The organism is Nocardia nova, assembly GCF_002933465.1.
GTDB lineage: Bacteria > Actinomycetota > Actinomycetes > Mycobacteriales > Mycobacteriaceae > Nocardia > Nocardia nova_B.
Genome location: NZ_PSZE01000002.1, coordinates 261477 through 283186 on the forward strand (window position 1 = coordinate 261477; position 21710 = coordinate 283186).

Below are 21710 nucleotides of genomic sequence, written 5' to 3' on the forward strand. Positions count from 1 at the left end.
GGTTACTCCGTCCCCTTTCCTGAGGTATCGGATCCCGCGGCGCCGGCCGATGCGGTCGCCGGCTCCCCGGTGGCGTGCGCGCCCAGCGATCGTGCCGAGGCGAACAGTTCGGTTTCGGCCCGCGTGCGCACGGTGACCACCGCGCCCCGGTAGCGGGCGAGCGCCGGCAGTGCCAGGACACCGCCGTCGAGCGTCGCCACGAGCGACAGCCGCGCCAGCAGGCCGACCACTTCGGTGGTGAGCCCGCCGACGTCGGCCTGCCACTGCGCGGCGAAGGTCGAACCGTACCGCTCGGTGAGGGCGTGCACCGTCGCGCGAATCCACTCGTCGTCGACGAACGGATGGGTGATCGGCTCGGGACCTTCCTCGTCGTCGGCCGGATCTTCCGCGTCGCCGGGTTCCTGCGGCGTGGTGGCCAGCGGCGCGAAGACGGTGGCCGCCGGAATGGCGGCATCGAGACTGTCGGCGATGCCGGTGGTGGCCGGTGGGCGCGGTTGCCGGGGCAGCGGATTGTCGATGTCGAGGACCCGGTCGGCGATCTCGCCGATCAGCAGCAGCGCCACCTGCGCGAGGGTTCCGGTACTGGGGAAGCGCACATCGGAGAACCGGCCGGACGTGTCGATCAAGGCCACGCCCTCACCGCGGCGTTCGGCGCGCAGGCCGGTGAGCAACTCCACCTCCGCCACGATCTTCTCGCTGCCCAGCGCGGACTGTTCCGCCGCACCGAGGGTTTCGGTGTAGACGACCGGCTGTTCGATCAGCGCCCGCCGCACCCGGCGCGCAGCCGCGGCGCGCGACGGCACGGAAGTCGTTGCGGCGGAGTCGGTGTCGTCGTCGAGCAGGGTGCGCACACTGTGCAGGTGCTGCAACGCGCGCGGCGGCCGGAAGATCGCGAACACCACCGAGCGGTCGATGTCGTAGAGCGCCTCACCCGCTTCCGGGTCGGCGGCCCAGCCGCCGGCGTCGCCGTCGGCGAGGGTCAGTGCGCCGCGGGCGGCCAGCCAGGCCACCGCGTCCACGAACGCATCCCGGTCGGCGGCGCGTTCGGTCGACAGTTCCAGGCCCTCCACCCGCACGGCGTAGGCGGCGACCTGATCGGCCAACTCCGACAGCGTGATCTGATCGCCGGCGCGACCGAGCGCCGCCAGGGCGAGCGACAGATAGGCGTAGCGGCGCCGGTCGAAGACGCGATCGGCGGGGGTGCGGGCGGGACGGCCGGTGTCGAGCCGGTCGGGGATCGGGAACAGTCGCGCCGTGGTCTCGGTGACCTCGAGCCGGTAACCGAGCAGCTCGGCCATGTCCTCGCGCAGCTCGGTAGCCCAGCGCCGGATCAACGGCAGCGCGATGCGATCCGGGAAGGTCCGCGTCACCAGATGATTGGCCAGCAGGACCCGCGCGGCGCGCTGGTAGCTGTCCAATGCCAGTGGGTCGATGGTTTTCGCGTGCATCACGACCGCCCGGAGGCGGTACGGGCGCGGGAATTCTCGCGCACCTCGAGCCGGCGGTGATCCAGATACAGCAGACCCTGGGCGGTGCGCACCACCGTGGAGCCGGGATGTTCGCGGACCGTCAGCGTGACGCCGCTGTCGGAGCCGGTCGTGCTCACCCGGCCGCTCACGGGCACCCACGCGGTGGAGGCGGCGTCGAGCAGCCGTAGCAGGACCTCGGTTTCACGTTCGTCCAGCACCCGGTCGTGCACATCGGCGGCGGCCAGCGACATCGCGGCAGCCGCGCGGGCCCGCTGCGTCTCCCACTGCGCCTGGCGCAGCCGCCGCACCCCGGCATCGTTGCGCACGAGCCGCGCGGGCGCGCCCGGGGTGGGCTGGCGGCCGGTTTCGGCGAGAGTGCGCGCGATCTCCAGTGGCGCTGCCTCCCACCAGGATCGGTGGGCGGGGATGATGTCGGCGTCGGGATGTTCCATCGACAGATGCCGAGGTTTGCCCAGTCCGAATACGACGTCGAACAGGGCGTGCGCGCTGTCGGTGGTGGGCGCGGCGGCGAACCAACCGGCCAGATGCCGCAGCGCCGACTCCCGGCTCACCCCGCCCTTGCGCGTTTCGGTCACGCGGCGCAGCAGCGACAGCACCGCCGCGATCGCGCTCATGGTCGCCTCCCGCAACCGTTCGGCCTCGGTCGCCGGGGCGGATTCGCCGCCGGTATCGGGCGCGCCGCGATCGCGGACCGCGACGAACCATCCGCGCAGCCCCTGCCAGCGGGCCCGCCAATCGGCTTCGCGCGCGCCGATGTCCAGCAGCACCCGCTCGTCACAGGATGCGGCGCGGGCGATCAGCGACTCGGCGCCGGTGTCGTCGACCTCGGCGATCGCGGCCGCCAGCCGGGGCGCGTAGCGGGCCAGATCCATACTGAATTCGCGCATATGCGCCAGCAGCGCATCCTTGTGTGCGAGAAAGGCTTCCGGCGTGGCCTCGGTCGTGCGGACCAGATCGCCGAGGGTCAGATAGAAGTGGGCGGCGTGGTCGGCCAATTCGGACAGCGCGGTGTCGAGCCGCTTCAGGATGCGGTATACCCGCTCGGCGTCACCGTCGCGATTGGCCTGCGCCAGCGCCTGCAGATCGGCCAGCAGTTCCGGGAGCACCAGCCGCGACAGCGAGGCCTCGTCCAGGCGCGCACCCAACACCTCGTTCACCGCGCGATACGCCTGATATCCGGCCTGCGAGAACTGATATACGTAGTGCCGGTTGCGATATTCGGCGAGGGTCGCCGCACGGGTGCCGTCGTAACTGCGCTCCAGCACACCCCAGGTGTGCAACTGCTCGAGCAGCGGCCCGATCTCGGTGGTGGTGGGGTGCGGGGCGTCCGGCATCCGAGCCAAGGTGTCGGCCACATCGGAGGCGTGCAGCAGCACCACATAGGCGGCACGCGCGTGATCGAACGCACGCAGCACCCACAGGTAGTCGTTGCGTTTGTCGGCGGTGGCGAAGGAGAACAACCGCAGCCGGTCCGCGCCCTCGATCACGGTCTCGTCCCGGGTGGGCGAAACGCCGTCGAACAGTGCGGGTTCGGCGGGCAGCAATCGGTCAGCGGACTCGGTCACCGGCACGAGCGTAATACCTGCCCGCGCGCCGGGGCGGCGCACCCGGGCCTCGGCGCGCCGTCACCCCGCCTCGGTGGCGACCGCGGAGCGTTCCACGGTCAGCAGGCTCTCCTCACTGTGCTCACGATGATAAGCGGCGCTACCGCCGTTGAGGCCGAACAACCGCTTCGACCACAGCAACCACAGCACCGCGGCGATGTTGATCACCAGTGCGCCGGCACGGACGACGGTGATGCGCTCGGTGAGCTCGTAGATTTCGAGCGGCAGGAACAGCGAGGTGGCGATCACCGCGAAATACTCACCCCAGCGCTGCACGTACCACAGGCCCACGGCCTCCACGAATTCGATGACGGCGTATGCCAGCAACCCCACCGCGATCCAGGTGAGCACGGTCGGCGACAGCGTCCAGCCCTTCTCGATGAACGCCACGATCTTGGAATTGTCGGGATTCCAGCCGATCTGGTCGGCGAGCGGACGGATCAGCGGCAGCTCCCGATCGAATGCGGCATGTAGCTGCTCCTGCGAATTGCGCACCTTGAACACCCCGACGGCCAGCACCACGAACACCAGTCCGCGGATCACGCGTTCGGTGGCCAGCAACCGCATGATCAGCCGGTCGCGCAGCAGCCGCCCGCGCGGCACCTCGGGCGCCGCATCGGCGGGGCCGCGCCCGCGCGGCTCGCCGATCACGAAGTTTCCGCAGCGCAGACACCGCCAGGCCTCGCCGGCGGCCGTCGAAACATGCAGGCGCGCAGCCAGTTCCGCTTCGTCGGGGGCGTAGGTGGCGTGCCCGTGCCACGAGCAGCTGCGCAGACTGAAGTCCATTCGTCGCAGCGTACAACCCTGGCGGTGTCCTGCAATTCGGTAGCGCAGTGCGATTCGGTAGCGCAGTGCAATTTGGTAGCTCAGTGCAATTCGGCGGCGCAAGCGAATCCGCTCAGCTCATCGACAGCACCCGCAGTTGCTCGAGATAGGTGCGGGTGCGGGGATCGGACGGATAGCGTTCGATCATCTCCCGCGCAGCCTCGCCCGCGATCCACAGCAGCGAGGGCAGCGAACGGCGCTTGCCCTCGAACGCGCGCATCGCCTCGTCGACCGCGAGTTCCAGATCTCGATCGCGGACCGCCACGACGGCCAGGGTCAGCTGTGCCTCCGATACGCGCATCGGCTGGCGGACCGTACCGTCGAGGCCGGTGGCGCCGCGGATCACCTGGCGGGCATAGGCTTCCGCCGGGCGATCGTCACCGGCGACCCGGCAGCAATCCATGGCGTAGAAGTCGAACTTCTGCGCGTCGACCACGAAGTGGTTGTCCAGATTTGCCGGATTGTCCAATTGCCGCAAGATATCCCGGCCGCGCTCGAGGGCGCGTTCCATCGCCTCGCGATCGCCGATGCGGGCCCACGCCTTGGCCTGCTGCGCGGCCAGCTGCACGCCGACGCCCATGCCGCGGCAATTGTCCAGAGCGGACTCGGCCACATCGATCGCACCGCGGTAATTGCCCTGGGTGATGGCGAACCATGCCGCCATTTCCGCACCCCAGCCGACGATTTCGGGATGGTCGGCCTCCTGTCCCAGTGACAGCGCCGCGCGGCGGGTCGCCTCCGCGGCGGTGCGCCGGCCCAGGTCGTAGTCGACACATCCGACCAGCAATGCCACCCAACCGGCGAGGACCAGCACCTCGCGATGCTGGGCCAGGGTCAGCCGTCCGTCCAGCAGGGAGGTGATGCGCCGCAGCCACGCGGTGCCCTCGGTATGCAGTTCGTGCGGGTCGGCGAAGGGATATTCGCAGCACAGCCGCTCGGCGGTGATGCGAATGGCATCCAGTGTGGCCGAAGAGATGTCGGACATCCGCAGTCGGCCGATGAACTCGAGCGTGTCCATTCCCGTTGACGACAAAAGTTCGTCGTCCCGATTCGGGCGCGCCTTGGGGAAAAACGCCGCGGTGACGGTGTCGAACGCCGCGGCGATGATCGGCGCGTAGAAATCGTCCGGACGCGACTCGCCCGATTCCCAACGGCGCCAGTTGCGTAGGAGGGTACTGTCTGTCGGCAAGTTGTGGGATGACTTCGCGCGCATCGCACGGACGGCATCCGCTTGGGACCACCCCCGGGCGTCGCGTTCGGAGCGCATCCTGACAGCCCAGATGGGTCGATCGTCACTCACGGCCACGTCTGTAGTATCCCACCAGTTAACGCGAGTTGGACCCATAGGGCACGCGGTTGTCCGTCATTGACATCTGCAATTGCATTTGCAGATGACGGATGCTCGATTCGGGCGGTTTTCCCGTCCGCAGAAGGTGATCCACTAGCAGGTGATCCACAACAGAACAGCGAGTCCCTTACACATCCAAACGGAGGTTCGGGTGGAAGCGTTGATCTATGGATACGTGCGTGACGACTTGGCCGACGGTCACGCCGCCGAGCTGGAGGATGCGATGTGCACCCTGGCCAGCGAAGTCGGCCTCTGCTTCGCCGCGACGTTCCATGAATCGACCCAGGGTGACGGCACCGCGTTCGCCGAGCTCACGGCCGAGCTCAAGCGGGCCGAGGCACACCATGTGGTGGTTCCGTCGCTCGATCATCTTGCGGGCCAGACCATTCCGCGCGACGTGCTGATCGCGAAACTGGCCCACGACGCGGAAGCCCAGGTGCTGACCATCGAGACCTGACCGCGCGCGGCTGTCGCCGGACACGCGTCCGCGGGACTCGCCCGCCGGCCGAGTGTCCGGCGCCGCCACCGGCTACAAGCCGAATCCGCCCTTGCCGCCGCCTCTCCGGCGCAGATATTTCTCGAATTCCGCGGCGATCGCATCGCCATCGATCTTGGCCATCGCGTCGTCGAGGTCGACCGCGGCGTCGCCGCGCTCCTCCAGCGACCGCACGTACTCGGTGACCTCCTCGTCACCCTCGGTCATCTCGTCGACCGCGGATTCCCAGTCCTCGGCCTGCGCGGGCAACTCGCCCAGCGGCACCTCGATATCGAGCACGTCCTCGACCCGGCGCAGCAGCGCGATGGTCGCCTTCGGATTCGGCGGCTGGGAGACATAGTGGGGAACCGCCGCCCAGAACGAGATCGCCGGCACGCCCGCTCGCACGCACGCGTCCTGCAGCACGCCGGTGATGCCGGTCGGCCCCTCGTAGCGAGTTTGTTCCAGGCTGAACTGTTCGGCCGCTTCCTTGCTGTAGGCGGTGCCGGTGACCGGGACCGGCCGGGTGTGCGGGGTGTCCGCGAGCAGTGCTCCCAGAATCACCACCGTCGTCACCCGCAGTTGCTCGATCAGTTCGATGATGTCGGAGCAGAACGCCCGCCAGCGCATGTTCGGCTCGATGCCGTGCAGCAACACGATGTCGCGCTCACTACCGGGAGGTGAGCACACCGACAGGGTGGTCGAGGGCCACTGGATCTCGCGGGTCACACCGTCGACCTGGCGCACGGTCGGCCGGTTGACCTGGTAATCGTAGTAGTCTTCGGAATCCAGTTCGGCCAGCGGTTCGGCGTCCCAGATCAGTTCCAGATGTTCGACGGCGCCGCTGGCGGCGTCGGCCGCGTCGTTCCAGCCTTCGAAGGCGGCGACGAGAACCGGATCACGCAACGTCGGCATTGCCGGATCGGATGAGGCACTGGGGTTCACCCGGTCAGCCTACGGCGTGGCGGCGGTGTCGTTCACCGCATATCGCGGGATACCGCGTGTCGACAGCGATGTGGCGCGGGCCGCCCGGTCCGGTGGTCAGGATTGTCGGGGCCGCCCACTACTCTGGGGTACATGTCTGTGTCCTCCCGCGCCGAGTTCGATACCACGTTGCTCGACACGCTTGCCCGGCGCGTCGTGATCGGCGACGGTGCGATGGGCACGATGTTGCAGGCCGCCGATCTGACGCTCGACGACTTCCGTGGCCTCGAAGGATGCAACGAGATCCTGAACGAAACCCGCCCCGACGTGCTGCGCGGCATCCACCGCGCCTATTACGAGGCCGGCGCCGACGCGGTCGAGACCAATACCTTCGGCTGCAATCTGCCCAACCTGGCCGACTACGACATCGCCGACCGGATCCGCGATCTGTCCGAACGTGGCACCCGGCTCGCCCGCGAGGTGGCCGACGAGATCGGCCCGTCCGCCGACGGCACGCCCCGCTACGTCCTGGGGTCGATGGGCCCCGGCACCAAACTGCCCACCCTGGGCCATGCCCCCTTCGTCGCGCTGCGCGACGCCTACACCGAGGCCGCGCTGGGCATGCTCGACGGGGGTGCGGATGCCATCCTGATCGAGACCTGCCAGGACCTGCTGCAGGTGAAGGCCGCGGTCACCGGTAGCCGCCGGGCCATGGAACGGGCCGGGCGGCGCATTCCGATCATCACCCACGTCACGGTCGAGACCACCGGAACCATGCTGGTAGGCAGTGAGATCGGTGCGGCGCTGACCGCGATCGAGCCGCTCGGCGTCGACATGATCGGTCTCAATTGCGCCACCGGCCCGGACGAGATGAGCGAACATCTGCGCCATCTGTCCAAGCACGCCCAGCTGCCGGTATCGGTGATGCCGAATGCCGGGCTGCCGGTGCTGGGGGCCAAAGGCGCAGAATATCCGCTCACCCCGGGCGAATTGGCGAGCGCGCTGCACGGCTTCGTCACCGAATTCGGCCTCGCGCTGGTCGGTGGCTGCTGCGGCACCACCCCGCAGCACATTCGCGAGGTCGCCGACGCGGTCGCGAATGTCGCTCCGGCCGAACGTGATCCGGTTCACGAGCCGAGCGTGTCCTCGATGTACACCTCGGTGCCGTTCGAACAGGACGCCTCGATCATGATGATCGGTGAGCGCACCAACGCCAACGGCTCCAAGGCATTCCGCGAGGCGATGCTGGCCGGCGACTGGCAGAAATGCCTCGACATCGCCAAGGACCAGACCCGCGACGGCGCGCACATGCTGGATCTGTGTGTCGACTACGTCGGCCGCGACGGCAGCGTCGATATGGCGGAGCTGGCGGGCCGGCTGGCCACCGCCTCGACACTGCCGATCATGCTCGACTCCACCGAGCCGCCGGTGCTGCAGGCCGGTCTGGAACACCTGGGCGGGCGGTGCGCGGTCAACTCGGTGAACTACGAGGACGGGGCGGGTCCGGATTCGCGCTTTCAGCAGATCATGCGCCTGGTCGCCGAGCACGGCGCCGCCGTGGTGGCGCTGACCATCGACGAGGACGGCCAGGCTCGCACCGCGGAGAAGAAGGTCGAGATCGCCGAGCGCCTGATCGCCGACATCACCGGCAACTGGGGGCTGGCCGAAAGCGACATCATCGTCGACTGCCTGACCTTCACCCTGGGCACCGGCCAGGAGGAGTCGCGGCGCGACGGCATCGAAACCATCGAGGGCATCCGCGAACTCAAGCGCCGCCACCCGCGGGTGCAGACCACCCTCGGCCTGTCGAACATCTCCTTCGGCCTCAACCCGGCCGCGCGGCAGGTGCTGAATTCGGTGTTCATGCACGAATGTGTCGAGGCCGGACTGGATTCCGCGATCGTGCACGCCTCCAAGATCCTGCCGATGAGCCGGATCCCGGAGGATCAGCGCACCACGGCGCTGGATCTGATCTACGACCGCCGCCGCGAGGGCTACGACCCGCTGCAGACGCTGATGGCGATGTTCGAGGGCGTGTCGGCCGCCTCGGCCAAGGCCTCACGCGCCGACGAACTGGCCGCGCTGCCGCTGTTCGAACGCCTCGAGCGGCGCATCGTCGACGGCGATCGCAACGGGCTGGAACAGGATCTGGACGCGGCGATGCAGGAGGTGCCGCCGCTGCAGATCATCAACGAAACGCTGCTGTCGGGTATGAAGACCGTCGGTGAGCTGTTCGGATCCGGTCAGATGCAGCTGCCGTTCGTCTTGCAGTCCGCCGAGGTGATGAAGACCGCGGTCGCGTATCTGGAACCACATATGGAGGCCACCGACGACTCCGGCAAGGGCCGCATCGTGCTGGCCACGGTCAAGGGCGACGTGCACGACATCGGCAAGAACCTGGTCGACATCATCCTGTCGAACAACGGCTACGAGGTCGTCAATCTCGGTATCAAACAACCGATTTCGGCGATCCTGGACGCGGCGACCGACAAGAAGGCCGATGTGATCGGCATGTCGGGGCTGCTGGTCAAGTCGACAGTGGTGATGAAGGAGAACCTCGAGGAGATGAACACCCGCGGGGTCGCCGACCAGTTCCCGGTGCTGCTGGGCGGCGCCGCGCTGACCCGCGCCTACGTCGAGAACGACCTGACCGACGTCTACGCCGGCGATGTGCACTATGCCCGTGACGCGTTCGAGGGCTTGCGCTTGATGGACGACATCATGACCCGCAAGCGCGGCGGCGCCGTCGATCCGGACAGTCCCGAGGCCGAGGCCGAACGCGCCAAGGCCGCCGAACGCAAGGCCCGCCACGAGCGGTCCAAGCGCATCGCGGCGGAACGGCGTGCCAAGGAGGTGCCCGTCGAGGTGCCCGAACGCTCGGACGTCGCCGCCGACCTGCCGGTGCCAGTACCGCCGTTTTGGGGCACGCGGGTGATCAAAGGCCTTGCGGTGGGCGAATACTCGGGCCTGCTGGACGAGCGCGCGCTGTTTCTCGGGCAATGGGGTCTGCGCGGGCAGCGTAGCGGCGAGGGGCCGAGCTATGAGGAACTGGTCGAGTCCGACGGCCGCCCGCGGCTGCGATACTGGCTGGACCGGTTGTCCACCGAGGGGGTGCTACAGCACGCGGCAGTGGTCTACGGCTACTTCCCGGCCGTGTCCGAGGGTGACGATGTGATCGTTCTCACCGATCCGGATCCCGCTGCGCCGCAACGGTATCGGTTCACCTTTCCCCGTCAGCAGCGCGACCGGTTCCTGTGCATCGCCGACTTCGTGCGCTCGCGGAAGCTGGCCGCGCAGCGCGGCCAGGTCGACGTGCTGCCGTTCCAACTGGTCACCATGGGGCAGCCGATCGCCGATTTCGCCAACGAGCTGTTCGCGGCGAACAACTACCGCGACTACCTCGAGGTGCACGGCATCGGCGTGCAGCTCACCGAGGCGCTGGCCGAGTACTGGCACCGCCGGATTCGCGAAGAGCTTGTGCTGGAAGGACATTCGGTCGCCGACGAGGACCCCGCCGAGGTGACGGATTACTTCAAACTCGGCTACCGTGGCGCACGCTACTCCTTCGGTTACGGCGCCTGTCCCGAACTCGAGGACCGCGCGAAACTGGTGTCGCTGCTCGAGGCGGACCGGATCGGCGTGTCACTGTCGGAGGAGTTGCAGCTGCATCCGGAACAGTCGACCGACGCCTTCGTTCTGCTGCACCCGGAAGCCAAGTACTTCAACGCGTAAACTTTGAGCGTTTCCGTGCGTCACACGTAGTGGTGGGGTGCTCGGTGTGTGAGCGCAGGAGGAGTTCGACACCATGAGTTCAGATCGGCTGATCGCCGGGCGGTACCGACTGGCCGATCCCATCGGCAGCGGAGCCATGGGCGTGGTGTGGCGCGCCAGTGACGTCCGGCTGCGGCGCACCGTCGCGGTCAAACAGCTGCTGCTGGCGCCCGGATTGACCAAGGCGCAGGCGCTGGAGGCGAAGATGCGCGCCATGCGGGAGGGGCGCATCGCGGCGCGGTTGCACCATCAGAACGCGGTCACAGTCTTCGACGTCGCGGAGGAGGACGGCCAGCCGTGGCTGGTGATGGAATATGTCGACGCGCCGAGCCTCGCGGCGTTGATGCGCGACAAGGGGCCGCTCGAGCCGCGTGAGGTGGCCCGGATCGGGGCGAAGGTCGCCGCGGCGCTGGCCGCCGCGCACGACGCCGGCATCGTGCACCGGGACGTGAAGCCCGCGAACATCCTCGTCGCCGACAACGGCACGGTGAAGATCACCGACTTCGGGATCTCGCGGGCCGTCGGCGACGTCACGGTCACCTCGACCGGCTTCCTGGCCGGCACCCCGGCGTATCTGTCGCCGGAGATCGCGCGCGGGGAGGATCCGGAACCTGCGTCGGACGTGTTCGCGCTGGGGTCGACCTTGTACGCGGCGGTCGAGGGCGCGCCGCCGTTCGGTGAGGGCGATAACCCGCTGGCGGTACTGCATTCGGTGGTCAGTGCCAAGGTGCCCGAGCCCGAGCGCGCGGAATCGCTGGGCCCGGTGCTGATGAGCCTGCTGGCCGCCGACGGCGCGGACCGGCCGACCATGCGGGAAGCGCAAGAGGCGCTCGAGGCCGTCGCCGACGGCCGATCGGCGGCGTTGGTCCCCGCGGCCACCAAGGTCCTTCCGCAACCGGGCGCCGACGCCGCCGCGACCACGGTGCTGTCGGCTCCCGAGAAGCCGGCACCCACGCCCGCCCCCGCGGGTGCCACATCCACGGCGAGAACGCCCGCGCCGCAACCGAAACCAGGCCCGTTGCGCGATCGGCGGATCTGGGCGGCCGCCGCTGCCGCCGTTCTCGTCGTCGCGGTGATCGTCGGTTTGGTGGCGACGTCCGGGTCCGACGACAAGCACCGCGCGGCCGCGGGGGACGGCGCCACCTCGGCGCCGGAGCAGCCCTCGGCGACCGTTTTCGCGCCGCCCGGCGCCGCGACCCCGGACGCGCCCGGTGGATCCTCGTCCAACGGTGCGGGGGGCAGCGCGTCGCTCGGCAGCCCGGTGCCCAGTGGCCAGCTCCCACCCGGCCCGGCGCCGAGTGGCGCCCCGGCGCCCGGCGCGAGTGCCACCCGGACATCTCCACCCGGAACCAGCGCTCCCTACGGCCCGGCCCAGCCGGCCGATATCGCGGGCTTCATCTCCGGCTACTACGGCATGCTGCCCGGTAACACCAGCGGCGCCTGGGCCGAGCTGGCGCCGTCATACCAGTCCCAGACCGGGGGCTACGCGCAGTACTCGAATTTCTGGTCGACGGTGTCGTCGGTTCGAGTCGGCGGCGTGACGCAGAGCGGTCCCGGGCGGGCGGTCGCGACGCTCACCTATACCCTGAAGAACGGGACCGTCACTTCCGAGAGCCGCTGGTTCACGGTGGATACGGCCTCCGGCCGGATGCTCATCACCGCGTCGGGAACCTGATGCGGAATCGGAAGGAGAGCTCCGGGTGACTGTGGCCGCCGTGCTGTGGGATATGGACGGCACCCTGCTGGATTCGGAGAAGCTCTGGGATATCGGCGTGCGCGAACTCGCCGAGGAGCTCGGCGGCCGTATGACCGACGCCATCCGGCACGCGCTGATCGGCGCCGACGCCCGCAACGCGCTGCGGATCCTGTTCGACGGCCTGGGCCTGGAGCGCGACCCGGCAGCGATGCTCGCGGCGGGACAGTGGCTGGAGCGCCGGGTCGCCGAACTGATGGCCGGGCCTATCCCGTGGCGGCCCGGTGCGCAGGACGCGTTGGCCACGCTGCGGACTGCGGGCCTGCCGGCCGCGCTGGTGACCAACACCAAGCGCTCGATCACCGAGCTGTGCCTGGAAACTCTGGGCCGGCATATGTTCGACCTCTCGGTCTGCGGCGACGAGGTCGACAGCGGCAAACCCGCGCCCGATCCCTATCTGCGCGCCGCGCGGCTGCTCGGTGTCGCCCCGGAAGATTGTGTGGCCGTGGAGGATTCGCCGACCGGCTCGGCCGCGGCGCTGGCCGCCGGATGCCGGGTGCTGGTGGTGCCGTGTGAGATCGCGGTCCCGGCGCGGCCCGGACTCGAATTCCGCGAATCCCTGGTAGGCCTCACCATCGACGAGCTTGCCCTGGTTCACGCCGGCGCACGCTGACACGCGCCACCGAGCTCGCCGGTGCGGGCACGGTGCGGAGTTGGTGCGGGCACGGTGCGGAGTCGGCGTGGTCTCGGTTTCCGGTCCGCACCGACGCGGCACTCGGGCGGCACCCGCGGTGCGATCTCGGCGCGCGACGCTACCCGCCAGCTTGCGCAGGACGGCCGCTATCTGGGCGTCCACCGTGCGCGCCGAATCACCCCGCTGCTCCGCAACGGCGCGCCGTCGGTCCACCTGGCCGCCGCCACCGCGGCGACCTCCTGTGCGGCTCGCGTCGGCAGATCCCATTCCGGTGCGTGCGGTGACCGTGTCGGTACTGTCCGGGCTCAGCATGGTACCCGTTAGTGCCGCGCGCCGGTGCGTCGCGACGTTGTGGTGGCGAATATCGCTGGCGCACAGGGGTACTCGAGGACTTGTGAGGTTTCCCAATGATATCCGGGAATCTGCTGTGCAATGGCGCCCGGCAGGTCACAATGATCTTCATGGCGGCGACAGGGGGTTGTGTCAACGTGGGTGCACCGGGCCGGGTGGACGGCGAAATGGCTGGGGGAGAAGGTACTTCGGAACAGGGGAATGCAGCGGTGGCCGGTCCGGCCCTCGCTGCCGTCGTCGATACCGAGCGTTATCCGCTCGACGCACCCGGCAGCGCGCGATGGGACGAGGTGGTGCACCGGGCGCGCGACGACCTCGCCGCCGACGGCTGCACCGTCCTGCCGGGATTCGTTCGCCCGAATCTGCTGGCCACGCTGCGCGACGAGGGCGCCGAACTCGCCCCGCACGCCTACTACACGGTCGAGAAGGTCAACGCGTACAACATTCCGCTCGACACCGACCTACCGCCCGACCATCCGGCCACGATCGTGCTCGAGCGCGGAAACGCCTTCGTCGCGCGGGATCTCATTCCTCCCACCGCGGTGATCCAGGTGCTCTACACGAGTGCGGCGTTCCAGCGATTGGTCGCCGAATGCTTCGGCTTGCCTCGGCTGCACGAATACACCGATCCGCTGGCGGGCCTGTGCCTCAACGTGGTTGCGCCCGGCATGTCGCATCCGTGGCATTTCGACACCAACGAATTCACGGTCTCGATGCTGACCCAGGAACCGGACGCGGGCGGGGTCTTCGAATACTGCCCGCGGATCCGGACGCCGGAATCGGAGAATCTGGCCGATGTGCGGGCCGTGCTCACCGGATCGGGCGAATCGTTCATCCGGCGGCTGACGCTGCGTCCCGGCGATCTGCAACTGTTCCAAGGCCGTTTTTCCCTGCATCGGGTCTCCCCGGTGGAGGGCACCTCCCAACGCCACAGCGCGATCTTCGCCTACAGCGACCGCCCGGGCATCGTGGGCGCGGTCGAACGCACCCGGCAGCTGTTCGGGCGGGTTCTTCCGGACCATCTGGCCGCGGCGAGCAATGCCGTGCGCGGTGACCGACTTCTCGACTGATCACCCGTTCGACTCAGGAGGATCGCCCGTGACGGTTTCGATGCACAGCACCGGAAAAGCTTCGTTCGACGACATCTACGATCGCCCCGATCCGAGCGCCTACTGCCGCCGGATGGCCGAATTGGATTACTGCATACCGGAATTGGCGAAACCCGCCTTCCTGGAACTGTTCGCCGACTACGAGGCGCGCACCGGCACCGTGCCGACCGTCCTGGACCTGGGTTGCTCGTACGGGGTGAACGCGGCACTGCTGCGCTTCGGCACCACCGTGGGCGATCTGGCCGAGCACTACGGCGACGCCGACACCGCCACCTGCATCGCCCGCGACCGCGCCCGCCTGGCCGCCGACGACCGGTTGCCCCGGATCCGCTTCATCGGTATGGACGCCTCCGCGCCGGCGTTGGACTACGCGGCGGCCACCGGACTGCTGCACGAGATCGTCCACGCCGATCTGGAGGCGGGCGATCCCACCGAGGCACAGCGCAAGATCATCGGCTCGGCCGATCTGGTGATCTCCACGGGCTGCGTCGGTTACGTCACCGGCCGTACCCTCACACGGGTGGCCCGCGCACACGGCACCCGGCTACCGTGGATGGCACACTTCGTGCTGCGGATGTACGCCTTCGAGCCGATCGCCCGCGAACTCGCCGTCCTGGGGTACCGGACCGAGCGCCGTCCCGGCACCTTCCGGCAGCGCCGTTTCGCCTCCGCCGACGAACAGCAACAGGTACTGAATACGTTGACCGCCAATGGAATCGATCCGACCGGCTACGAATCCGACGGCTGGCTGCACGCCGAACTCTACATATCCACACCGACCCCCGAGGACCGCCCGTGACCGACCGTACCTTCGCCTTCGACGATCAGCTGCCGCGCGTGCCGCTGCCCACGCTCGACGACAGCTGTGCGCGTTTCCTGCAGTGGTCGCGGCCGCTGCTGTCGGAGGACGAATACGCCGATACCGAGCGCGCCGTGGCCGATCTGCTGCGCGCCGACGGCCCGGCCCGGATCCTGCACGCCGATCTGGAGCGGTTCGACCGCACCCCCGGTGTGGGCAGCTGGCTCGACGAGTTCTGGCCCTCGCGGTATCTGGGCCGTCGCGACCGGATCGCGGTCAATGCCAACTTCTTCTTCCTGTTCCGCAACGACACGCCACTGGCGCAGTCCACCTCGCACCAGCAGGCCGATCGCGCCGCCGCGCTGATCACCGCCGCGGTGAACTACAAACTGCTGCTCGATCGGGAGGAGATCGCGCCGGTCGTGCAACGCGGAGCGCACTTGTCGATGGCGCAGAACAAATTCCTGTTCTCCGAGACCAGGATTCCGGGCGATCCACAGGACAGTGTGCGCGTGCCCTACAGCGACGCATGGCCCGGCCCGTCGCCGGCGCGCCACATCGTGGTCTTCCACCACGGCGCCATGTTCCGGATGGAGGTCATCGGCGCCGGCGGTGCGCCGCATGCCCCGGAGGATCTCGCCGACGGGCTGCGGGCCGTGCTCAAGGCGGCGCCCGATCAACTGCCGGTCGACTCCTCGGCCGGACATCTGACCACCCTGGCGCGGGCCGAATGGGCCGGTGTGCGTGCCCGTTTGCTGGAGGATCCGGTGAACACGGCGGCGCTGGAGGTGATCGAAACCGCGCTGTTCTGCGTGTGCCTCGACGATGTGACCCCCGCCGATCAGCTCGCCGCCAGTGATCAGCTGCTGCACGGCGACAGCGGTAACCGGTGGTTCGACAAGGCGGTCTCGCTGATCGTCTTCGCCGACGGCAGTGCCGGTATCAATGTCGAACACTGCGGGCTCGACGGCACGACCATCCTGTCGTTCGTCGACCGGCTGCTCGAGGCCCCGGCCGCCGAGCACGCCGCGCGGTCGGGGGCACAACCGCAAGGACTGCCCTCGGTGGAGCCGATCGAATTCCGGCTCGACGATTGGTTGCGCGGTGAGATCTCCTCGGCCGCAGCCGCGTTCGCGCAGTTCGTCGCCGACAACGCGACGACCACGGTGTCGATCGACCGCTTCGGCACGGCCCGCGCCAAGGAGCTCGGCATCTCGCCGGACGCCTTCGCACAGTTGAGCTATCAGCTCGCTCATCAGCGCAGCAAGGGAATGATCGGGGCCACCTACGAATCGATCGCGACCCGGCAGTATCGCAACGGCCGCACCGAGGCCATGCGCGTGGTGACCCCGCAGATCCTGGAATTCGTTGCCACCATGGACGATTCGTCGGCCGATGCGGCGACGAAGCTGGCCGCCGCCCGCGCGGCCGCGACCGCCCATGTGGAGCGCGCCAAGCAGTGCCAGCGCGGTGAAGCGCCGGAACAGCATCTCTGGGAGCTGCAGTGGGTGCAGCGCCGGCGAGGCGCCGAACTGGGTGCCACGGAGCCGATGCCCTTCTTCGACAGCCCGGGCTGGATCATCACCCGCGACGACTATCTGAGTACGAGCTCGGCGCCTTCGGCCACTATCGAATACTTCGGTTTCGGCTGCACCAGCCCGAAATGCATCGGCATCGCCTACGTCCTGCTGCCGGATCGCTGGAACATCTACCTCGCCACGCCGAAATCCGTTGCGGAGCAGATGTACCGGTTCGCCGACGAATTGCGGACCGCGGTGTCCGAGCTGGAGGAACTGCTCGCCTCGGCCTGATCGGTGGACTACACCCGAGCCGATTGCCGCCCGCACCGGGAGACCGGCGGCTCGGGTGCCGGTCGTCTCGGGGCGTGGTCGCGGCGAGCGGGTCCCGCGAGTCTGCCATGGCCGCACCGGGTTTCGGTCCACAGGTACCGTCGCCGGGGTGCAGGTTCGGTGCCGCGTCGGTCTCGATCCGAGGTGGGAGCGCACCACGATTGCTAGCCTCGTTCCCATGGTCGACTCGGTAATGCCGCAGTTCACCTGGCGCCAGGTGGCACCGGCGGATTTCGCGTTGCTCGGGCAGTGGCTGGCGCAACCGCATGTGCGGCGGTGGTGGCATCACGACTTCGATGCCGCATCGGTTGAACGCGATTTCGGGCCGACCGCGCGTGGGGAGGTGGCCGCCGAGGATCTGCTCGTCAGTGCCGACGGCGAACCCGTCGGGCTGGTGCAGCGGATCCGCTGGGCGGACTGGCCGGAGTATGTGGAGCAGGTGCGGCCGATACTCGACGTGCCCGGCGAGGCCGTGTCGCTGGACTACCTGATCGGCGAGCCGGGGCGGGCCGGCCGCGGCCTGGGTACGGCGATGCTGCGCGCGGTCGTGGCGCAGAGCTGGGCCGACTATCCGCGCGCCGACTGCATCGTGATTCCCGTCGCGGCCGCGAACCGGGCGTCCTGGCGGGCGCTGGAGAAGGCCGGTCTGCGCCGCGTCGCGGAAGGGGAGCTGCCGCCGGACAACCCGATCGACGACGGATGGCATTACATCTATCGAGTCGACCGCCCACGCGAGGCGCCTGCAGCACCCGCGGGGCGCCGGACGGTGATCGCGCGCACACCAGCGGCAACCGCGGTGGCCGCGCCGATAACCGATTGCGGGACATATGCGGTCGTCTGAAAGAATGGTGTCCCGTGAAGACTTTCGAAACCCTGTTCGCCGAGCTGCAGGATCGTGCGGCCAACCGTCCGGAAGGTTCCGCAACCGTGGCGGCATTGGACGCCGGGGTCCATGCGCAGGGCAAGAAGGTGATCGAAGAGGCCGGTGAGGTGTGGATCGCCGCCGAACACGAGACCGACGAACAGCTGGCCGAGGAGATCTCCCAGCTCCTGTACTGGGTGCAGGTGCTGATGGTGGGCCGCGGTCTGCGGCTCGAGGACGTGTACCGACATCTGTGACGGGTGAGGCCCGGACCGCCACGGCTACCGGGCGAAACGGTTCGACCGCTCCCTGACACCTTTGTCCGCCATCCGTCCTGAAAGGACACCCCCATGCTCCGCGTCGCAGTCCCCAACAAAGGCGCCCTCTCCGAATCGGCCGTGGAAATTCTCACCGAGGCCGGTTACCGCAAGCGCAGCGATTCGCGCGACCTGTCGGTGATCGACAACGCCAACCAGGTCGAATTCTTCTTCCTCCGTCCGAAGGACATCGCGATCTATGTCGGGTCGGGTCGCCTCGACCTCGGCATCACCGGCCGCGATCTGGCCCTGGATTCCGGCGCCCCGGTGCAGGAACGGCTCGGCCTCGGATTCGGCCGCTCCACCTTCCGCTACGCCGCCCCCGCCGGGCGGGAATGGAAGGTCGAGGACCTCTACGACAAGCGGATCGCCACCAGCTACCCGAATCTGGTGCTGCGGGATCTGCAGCGCCGGGGCATCGAGGCCGAGGTGATCCGCCTCGACGGCGCGGTGGAGATCTCCATCCAACTCGGGGTTGCCGACGCCATCGCCGACGTGGTCGGCTCCGGGCGCACCCTGCGCCAGCACGATCTGGTCGCCTTCGGCGATTCGCTGTGCGATTCGGAGGCCGTGCTGATCGAGGCTACCGGCTCCGATCACAGCGACAAGGCCCGCAACCAGCTCATCGCGCGTGTCCAGGGTGTGGTCTTCGCCCAGCAGTACCTGATGCTGGATTACGACTGCCCCAAGGATCTGCTCGACCGGGCCGCCGCGATCACGCCCGGGCTGGAGTCGCCGACCGTCTCCCCGCTGACCGATCCCGACTGGGTCGCCGTGCGTGCGCTGGTACCGCGGAATCAGGGCAACGACGTGATGGATCAGCTCGCCGAACTCGGCGCCAAGGCGATTCTGGCTACCGATATCCGTTCCTGCCGCGCCTTCTGACCTCGCTCGCCGAATGCCGCGCTCACGGGCGCGGCACCGTCGCGGCGGCGTCGTCCGGCCAGCCCGGATACGGCGGCGGGGTTCCGCCGTAGGCCGGGCACAGCGGGCGGTACTCGCAGAATTTACAGCTCCACCCGGGCCGCGGCGGAAAATCCCCGTCGCGGCCGGCGGTGGTGATCGCCGCCCACAGGGCCGACACGATGCGCTCGAAACGGACGAGTTCGTCCGCGTCCGGCGCATAGGTCAGGATCTGTCCGTCACGCAGGTACAGCAGCCGCAGCTGGGCCGGGGCCACGCCGCGGGTGCGGTACATGATCAGCGCGTAGAACTTCAGCTGGAACAGCGCCTTCTGTTCGGCATCGGGTGCGGGAGCGCGCCCGGTCTTGTAGTCCACCACCCGCAACCGGCCGTCCGGCGCGATATCGATGCGGTCGACATATCCGCGCAGCGGCGATCCGTCCGCCAGCCGGGCCTCGACCAGCGATTCACAGGATTCCGGGTCGAATCCGGTGGGGTTCTCGAGGTGGTAGTAGTCGCGTACCAGGCGGCTCACCTCGTCGAGAAACAACGGGAGACCGCCCGGTTCGAGCACCACCTCGATCTCGGGGCGATCTGCCAGCAAACGCTGCCAGGCCGGTTCCACCAACGCCGCGGCCCGTTCCGGAACGCGTTCACCACTGGGTAGCCCGTATAGCGATTCCAGGACCGCGTGCACCACCGTTCCGCGTACGGCGTCGCGGCCGGGTGTTTCCGGAATGCGGTCGATCGCGCGTAATCGGTATTTGAGCGGACATTGTTTGAAATCGATTGCCCGCGAGGGCGACAACGCCGGCCCGCGGGAAACGGCCGGTAATTCGGGCGGGGTCGCCGTCGGTGGTGCGGACATACCTGGCAGGCTATCGGCGGGTACCGACACATTCCGCGGCGCGATACCGCCGCCGGAAATGACGCGCACGAGAACGGAGATTCATGACGGCCAGACGGACCGGCCCATTCACCACGGGGGACCGGGTGCAGCTGACCGATGCCAAGGGCAGGCAACACACCGTCGTCCTGGAGCCGGGCAAGGAGTTCCACACGCACAAGGGACCGATCCGACACGACGAGCTGATCGGCGCCGACGAGGGCTGTGTGGTCCAATCCGCCAACGGCACACCGTATCTCGCGCTGCGGCCGCTGCTGGTCGACTACGTGCTCTCGATGCCGCGCGGTGCGGCGGTGATCTATCCCAAGGACGCCGCGCAGATCGTGCACGAGGGTGACGTCTTCCCCGGCGCGCGGGTGCTCGAGGCCGGCGCCGGATCCGGCGCGCTGACCTGTTCGCTGCTGCGCGCGGTCGGGCCGAACGGCAGTGTGCGCTCCTACGAGATCCGCGAGGACCATGCCGAGCACGCCGTCCGCAATGTCGAGCGATTCTTCGGCGAACGCCCCGACAACTGGACGCTGACCCTGGGCGACGTCGCCGACTACGACGGCGAGCAGGTCGACCGGGTGGTGCTGGACATGCTCAAACCGTGGGACGCGCTCCCCGCGGTATCGCGCGCGCTGATCCCCGGCGGGGTCCTGATCGTCTACGTCGCCACCGTCACGCAGCTGTCGGAGGTCGTGGAGGCGCTGCGTCAGCAACAATGCTGGACCGAACCTCGTTCGTGGGAGTCGCTGGTGCGGCCGTGGCACGTGGTCGGCCTGGCGGTGCGCCCCGAGCATCGCATGCAGGGGCACACGGCCTTCCTGGTGAGCGCCCGGCGCCTCGCCGACGGTGTGGTGGCACCCAAACCGCAGCGGCGGCCCTCCAAGGGCTGAGCGGGCGGCTCAGCGCGTTCGCCCTACCCGTCGCGGCCGTCCGGCCGCCGATTCGGCTCCGGTTCGCGCTCGGCGAAACCGGGGCCGGTGTCGTGCGCCGCTCAGGGCTGGCAGGGCGCCATGCCCATGGCCAGGATCTGGCACGCGGAGGCGTCCGACAGCTGCCAGCCCGCTGCCGAGTGCTGCCAGGTCATCGGCATCGGGCCGGCCGGGCCGTGCGGCGAGGTGATGGTGACCTGGCCGGTGGCCTGATCGCCCTCGGTCTTGATGTCGGCGACGGTGAAGGTGATGGTGCCGTAGTTGGCCAGGCCCTTGGTCATGGTGTCGATGTTGGTGACGCGCTTGTCCCCTCCGGCCACCAGCTTCTCCTTCTCGGCGGTCGGCTTGGCCGGATCCACGAAACCGTTGAGTGTGGCCTGCAGTTCCTCGGCGGTGGGGGCGGTCGCGGCGGCGGCGCTCGTCGCGGCCGAGGTGGCCGTCGTGGTGCTCGTCGGCGTGGAGTCCGGGGAATTGTCGGACCCGCATGCTGTCATAGCGGTAACTGCGAGCGCGGCGAAGGCGGTAGCCGTGGCACGGCGGAACCCGGCACGATGCATCCCGGAGCGACGCACACCGGAAACACCGGCGGTCGGCGCGGCGTTGCTCCCGGTGCGGGTACTGCCACCGAAGGGAGTAGCGCTGTGGCGCGTAGGAAGGAGCCGCGCAGGAAGGAGCCGCGTGGGAAGGAGCATCGACTAGACCTTTCGGTTCGGTCCGGCGAAATCGCTCGCCGAATGCAGGTTAGGGCAGGCTAACATGGTTGCCGGGCCGATAGACCGCAGCTGAGATGTGATCACGACGAAACCATGTCGGAAAGCGAGAACGGTTCGCGCCCGGTAGCGTTGATAGACCGGGACTGGGAGGAGCAGCA

Annotated in this window: 18 protein-coding genes; 11 read left to right on the forward strand and 7 right to left on the reverse strand. The window is 68.7% G+C overall.

All coding sequences use genetic code 11. The annotated features are described in order from the left end of the window. Positions 1 to 2: 2 nt before the first annotated feature. The 4 genes from C5E41_RS03670 to C5E41_RS03685 form a co-directional block, all read right to left on the reverse strand. Positions 3 to 1448, reverse strand: coding sequence for a TIGR02678 family protein (locus C5E41_RS03670; protein ID WP_104374401.1), 1446 nt, complete (start codon positions 1446 to 1448; stop codon positions 3 to 5). Further along, complete coding sequence (locus C5E41_RS03675; protein ID WP_104374540.1) at positions 1448 to 2956, reverse strand: TIGR02677 family protein; 1509 nt, start codon at positions 2954 to 2956, stop codon at positions 1448 to 1450. Before C5E41_RS03675 ends, C5E41_RS03670 begins: the two co-directional genes overlap by 1 nt. Positions 2957 to 3115: 159 nt before the next feature. Continuing rightward, a complete protein-coding gene (locus tag C5E41_RS03680; protein WP_104374402.1) occupies positions 3116 to 3880 on the reverse strand; it encodes a DUF2127 domain-containing protein in 765 nt (254 codons plus the stop codon). A gap of 112 nt (positions 3881 to 3992) precedes the next feature. Continuing rightward, positions 3993 to 5132, reverse strand: a complete 1140-nt coding sequence (locus tag C5E41_RS03685) for a hypothetical protein (protein WP_104374541.1) — start codon at positions 5130 to 5132, stop codon at positions 3993 to 3995. 286 nt (positions 5133 to 5418) lie between these two features. Between C5E41_RS03685 and C5E41_RS03690 the strand changes: the two genes are divergently transcribed. Next, positions 5419 to 5724, forward strand: a complete 306-nt coding sequence (locus C5E41_RS03690) for a hypothetical protein (RefSeq protein ID WP_062965122.1) — start codon at positions 5419 to 5421, stop codon at positions 5722 to 5724. A 72-nt stretch (positions 5725 to 5796) separates the two neighbouring features. On the opposite strand, the gene C5E41_RS03695 is transcribed toward C5E41_RS03690, so the two are convergent. After that, positions 5797 to 6657 (reverse strand): PAC2 family protein, encoded by an 861-nt coding sequence (locus C5E41_RS03695; RefSeq protein WP_258080729.1) that lies wholly within the window; start codon positions 6655 to 6657, stop codon positions 5797 to 5799. A gap of 162 nt (positions 6658 to 6819) precedes the next feature. Here C5E41_RS03695 and metH point away from each other — a divergent pair, with 162 nt between their 5' ends. The 9 genes from metH to hisG all read left to right on the forward strand — a co-directional run bounded on the left by metH (position 6820) and on the right by hisG (position 18997). Beyond that, complete coding sequence (gene metH, locus C5E41_RS03700; RefSeq protein WP_104374404.1) at positions 6820 to 10398, forward strand: methionine synthase; 3579 nt, start codon at positions 6820 to 6822, stop codon at positions 10396 to 10398. A 73-nt stretch (positions 10399 to 10471) separates the two neighbouring features. Further along, positions 10472 to 12112: a serine/threonine-protein kinase gene (locus tag C5E41_RS03705; RefSeq protein WP_104374405.1), complete on the forward strand. Its 1641-nt coding sequence runs from the start codon at positions 10472 to 10474 to the stop codon at positions 12110 to 12112. Between the two features lie 25 nt (positions 12113 to 12137). After that, entirely contained in the window at positions 12138 to 12803 is a 666-nt protein-coding gene (locus C5E41_RS03710; protein ID WP_258080713.1) for an HAD family hydrolase, read from the forward strand. Positions 12804 to 13384: 581 nt separating this feature from the next. Then, positions 13385 to 14245 carry a HalD/BesD family halogenase gene (locus tag C5E41_RS03720; protein ID WP_104374407.1) on the forward strand — a complete coding sequence of 287 codons (861 nt, stop codon included), beginning with the start codon at positions 13385 to 13387 and terminating at the stop codon, positions 14243 to 14245. Between the two features lie 28 nt (positions 14246 to 14273). Then, the gene (locus tag C5E41_RS03725) at positions 14274 to 15083 is read left to right on the forward strand and encodes a class I SAM-dependent methyltransferase (protein ID WP_219823086.1); all 810 of its coding nucleotides are present in this window, start codon (positions 14274 to 14276) and stop codon (positions 15081 to 15083) included. Further along, entirely contained in the window at positions 15080 to 16894 is a 1815-nt protein-coding gene (locus tag C5E41_RS03730) for a choline/carnitine O-acyltransferase (RefSeq protein ID WP_104374408.1), read from the forward strand. The genes C5E41_RS03725 and C5E41_RS03730 overlap by 4 nt, the downstream gene beginning before the upstream one ends. Before the next feature lie 217 nt (positions 16895 to 17111). After that, positions 17112 to 17774 (forward strand): GNAT family N-acetyltransferase, encoded by a 663-nt coding sequence (locus tag C5E41_RS03735; protein WP_258080714.1) that lies wholly within the window; start codon positions 17112 to 17114, stop codon positions 17772 to 17774. A 14-nt stretch (positions 17775 to 17788) separates the two neighbouring features. Further along, positions 17789 to 18052: a phosphoribosyl-ATP diphosphatase gene (locus tag C5E41_RS03740; protein ID WP_030518144.1), complete on the forward strand. Its 264-nt coding sequence runs from the start codon at positions 17789 to 17791 to the stop codon at positions 18050 to 18052. 93 nt (positions 18053 to 18145) lie between these two features. After that, positions 18146 to 18997, forward strand: a complete 852-nt coding sequence (hisG, locus tag C5E41_RS03745; RefSeq protein WP_062965127.1) for an ATP phosphoribosyltransferase — start codon at positions 18146 to 18148, stop codon at positions 18995 to 18997. A 22-nt stretch (positions 18998 to 19019) separates the two neighbouring features. Here the strand turns inward: hisG and C5E41_RS03750 are convergent, their stop codons facing one another. Continuing rightward, on the reverse strand, positions 19020 to 19883 hold the full coding sequence (locus C5E41_RS03750; RefSeq protein WP_104374545.1) for a RecB family exonuclease: 864 nt from the start codon (positions 19881 to 19883) through the stop codon (positions 19020 to 19022). An 83-nt stretch (positions 19884 to 19966) separates the two neighbouring features. Here C5E41_RS03750 and C5E41_RS03755 point away from each other — a divergent pair, with 83 nt between their 5' ends. Further along, a complete protein-coding gene (locus C5E41_RS03755) occupies positions 19967 to 20800 on the forward strand; it encodes a tRNA (adenine-N1)-methyltransferase (protein WP_104374409.1) in 834 nt (277 codons plus the stop codon). 101 nt (positions 20801 to 20901) lie between these two features. Here the strand turns inward: C5E41_RS03755 and C5E41_RS03760 are convergent, their stop codons facing one another. Beyond that, positions 20902 to 21333, reverse strand: a complete 432-nt coding sequence (locus C5E41_RS03760; protein WP_258080715.1) for a hypothetical protein — start codon at positions 21331 to 21333, stop codon at positions 20902 to 20904. Positions 21334 to 21710 lie beyond the last annotated feature (377 nt).

What these genes read in the sequence shown, in the direction of transcription:
- C5E41_RS03735 (WP_258080714.1), top strand. Translation starts at nt 17,112, where the DNA reads ATGGTCGACTCGGTAATGCCGCAGTTCACCTGGCGCCAGGTGGCACCG.
- C5E41_RS03760 (WP_258080715.1), bottom strand. Translation starts at nt 21,333, where the DNA reads ATGACAGCATGCGGGTCCGACAATTCCCCGGACTCCACGCCGACGAGC.
- C5E41_RS03695 (WP_258080729.1), bottom strand. Translation starts at nt 6,657, where the DNA reads ATGCCGACGTTGCGTGATCCGGTTCTCGTCGCCGCCTTCGAAGGCTGG.
- C5E41_RS03680 (WP_104374402.1), bottom strand. Translation starts at nt 3,880, where the DNA reads ATGGACTTCAGTCTGCGCAGCTGCTCGTGGCACGGGCACGCCACCTAC.
- metH (WP_104374404.1), top strand. Translation starts at nt 6,820, where the DNA reads ATGTCTGTGTCCTCCCGCGCCGAGTTCGATACCACGTTGCTCGACACG.
- C5E41_RS03670 (WP_104374401.1), bottom strand. Translation starts at nt 1,448, where the DNA reads ATGCACGCGAAAACCATCGACCCACTGGCATTGGACAGCTACCAGCGC.
- C5E41_RS03755 (WP_104374409.1), top strand. Translation starts at nt 19,967, where the DNA reads ATGACGGCCAGACGGACCGGCCCATTCACCACGGGGGACCGGGTGCAG.
- hisG (WP_062965127.1), top strand. Translation starts at nt 18,146, where the DNA reads ATGCTCCGCGTCGCAGTCCCCAACAAAGGCGCCCTCTCCGAATCGGCC.
- C5E41_RS03750 (WP_104374545.1), bottom strand. Translation starts at nt 19,883, where the DNA reads ATGTCCGCACCACCGACGGCGACCCCGCCCGAATTACCGGCCGTTTCC.
- C5E41_RS03685 (WP_104374541.1), bottom strand. Translation starts at nt 5,132, where the DNA reads ATGCGCGCGAAGTCATCCCACAACTTGCCGACAGACAGTACCCTCCTA.
- C5E41_RS03705 (WP_104374405.1), top strand. Translation starts at nt 10,472, where the DNA reads ATGAGTTCAGATCGGCTGATCGCCGGGCGGTACCGACTGGCCGATCCC.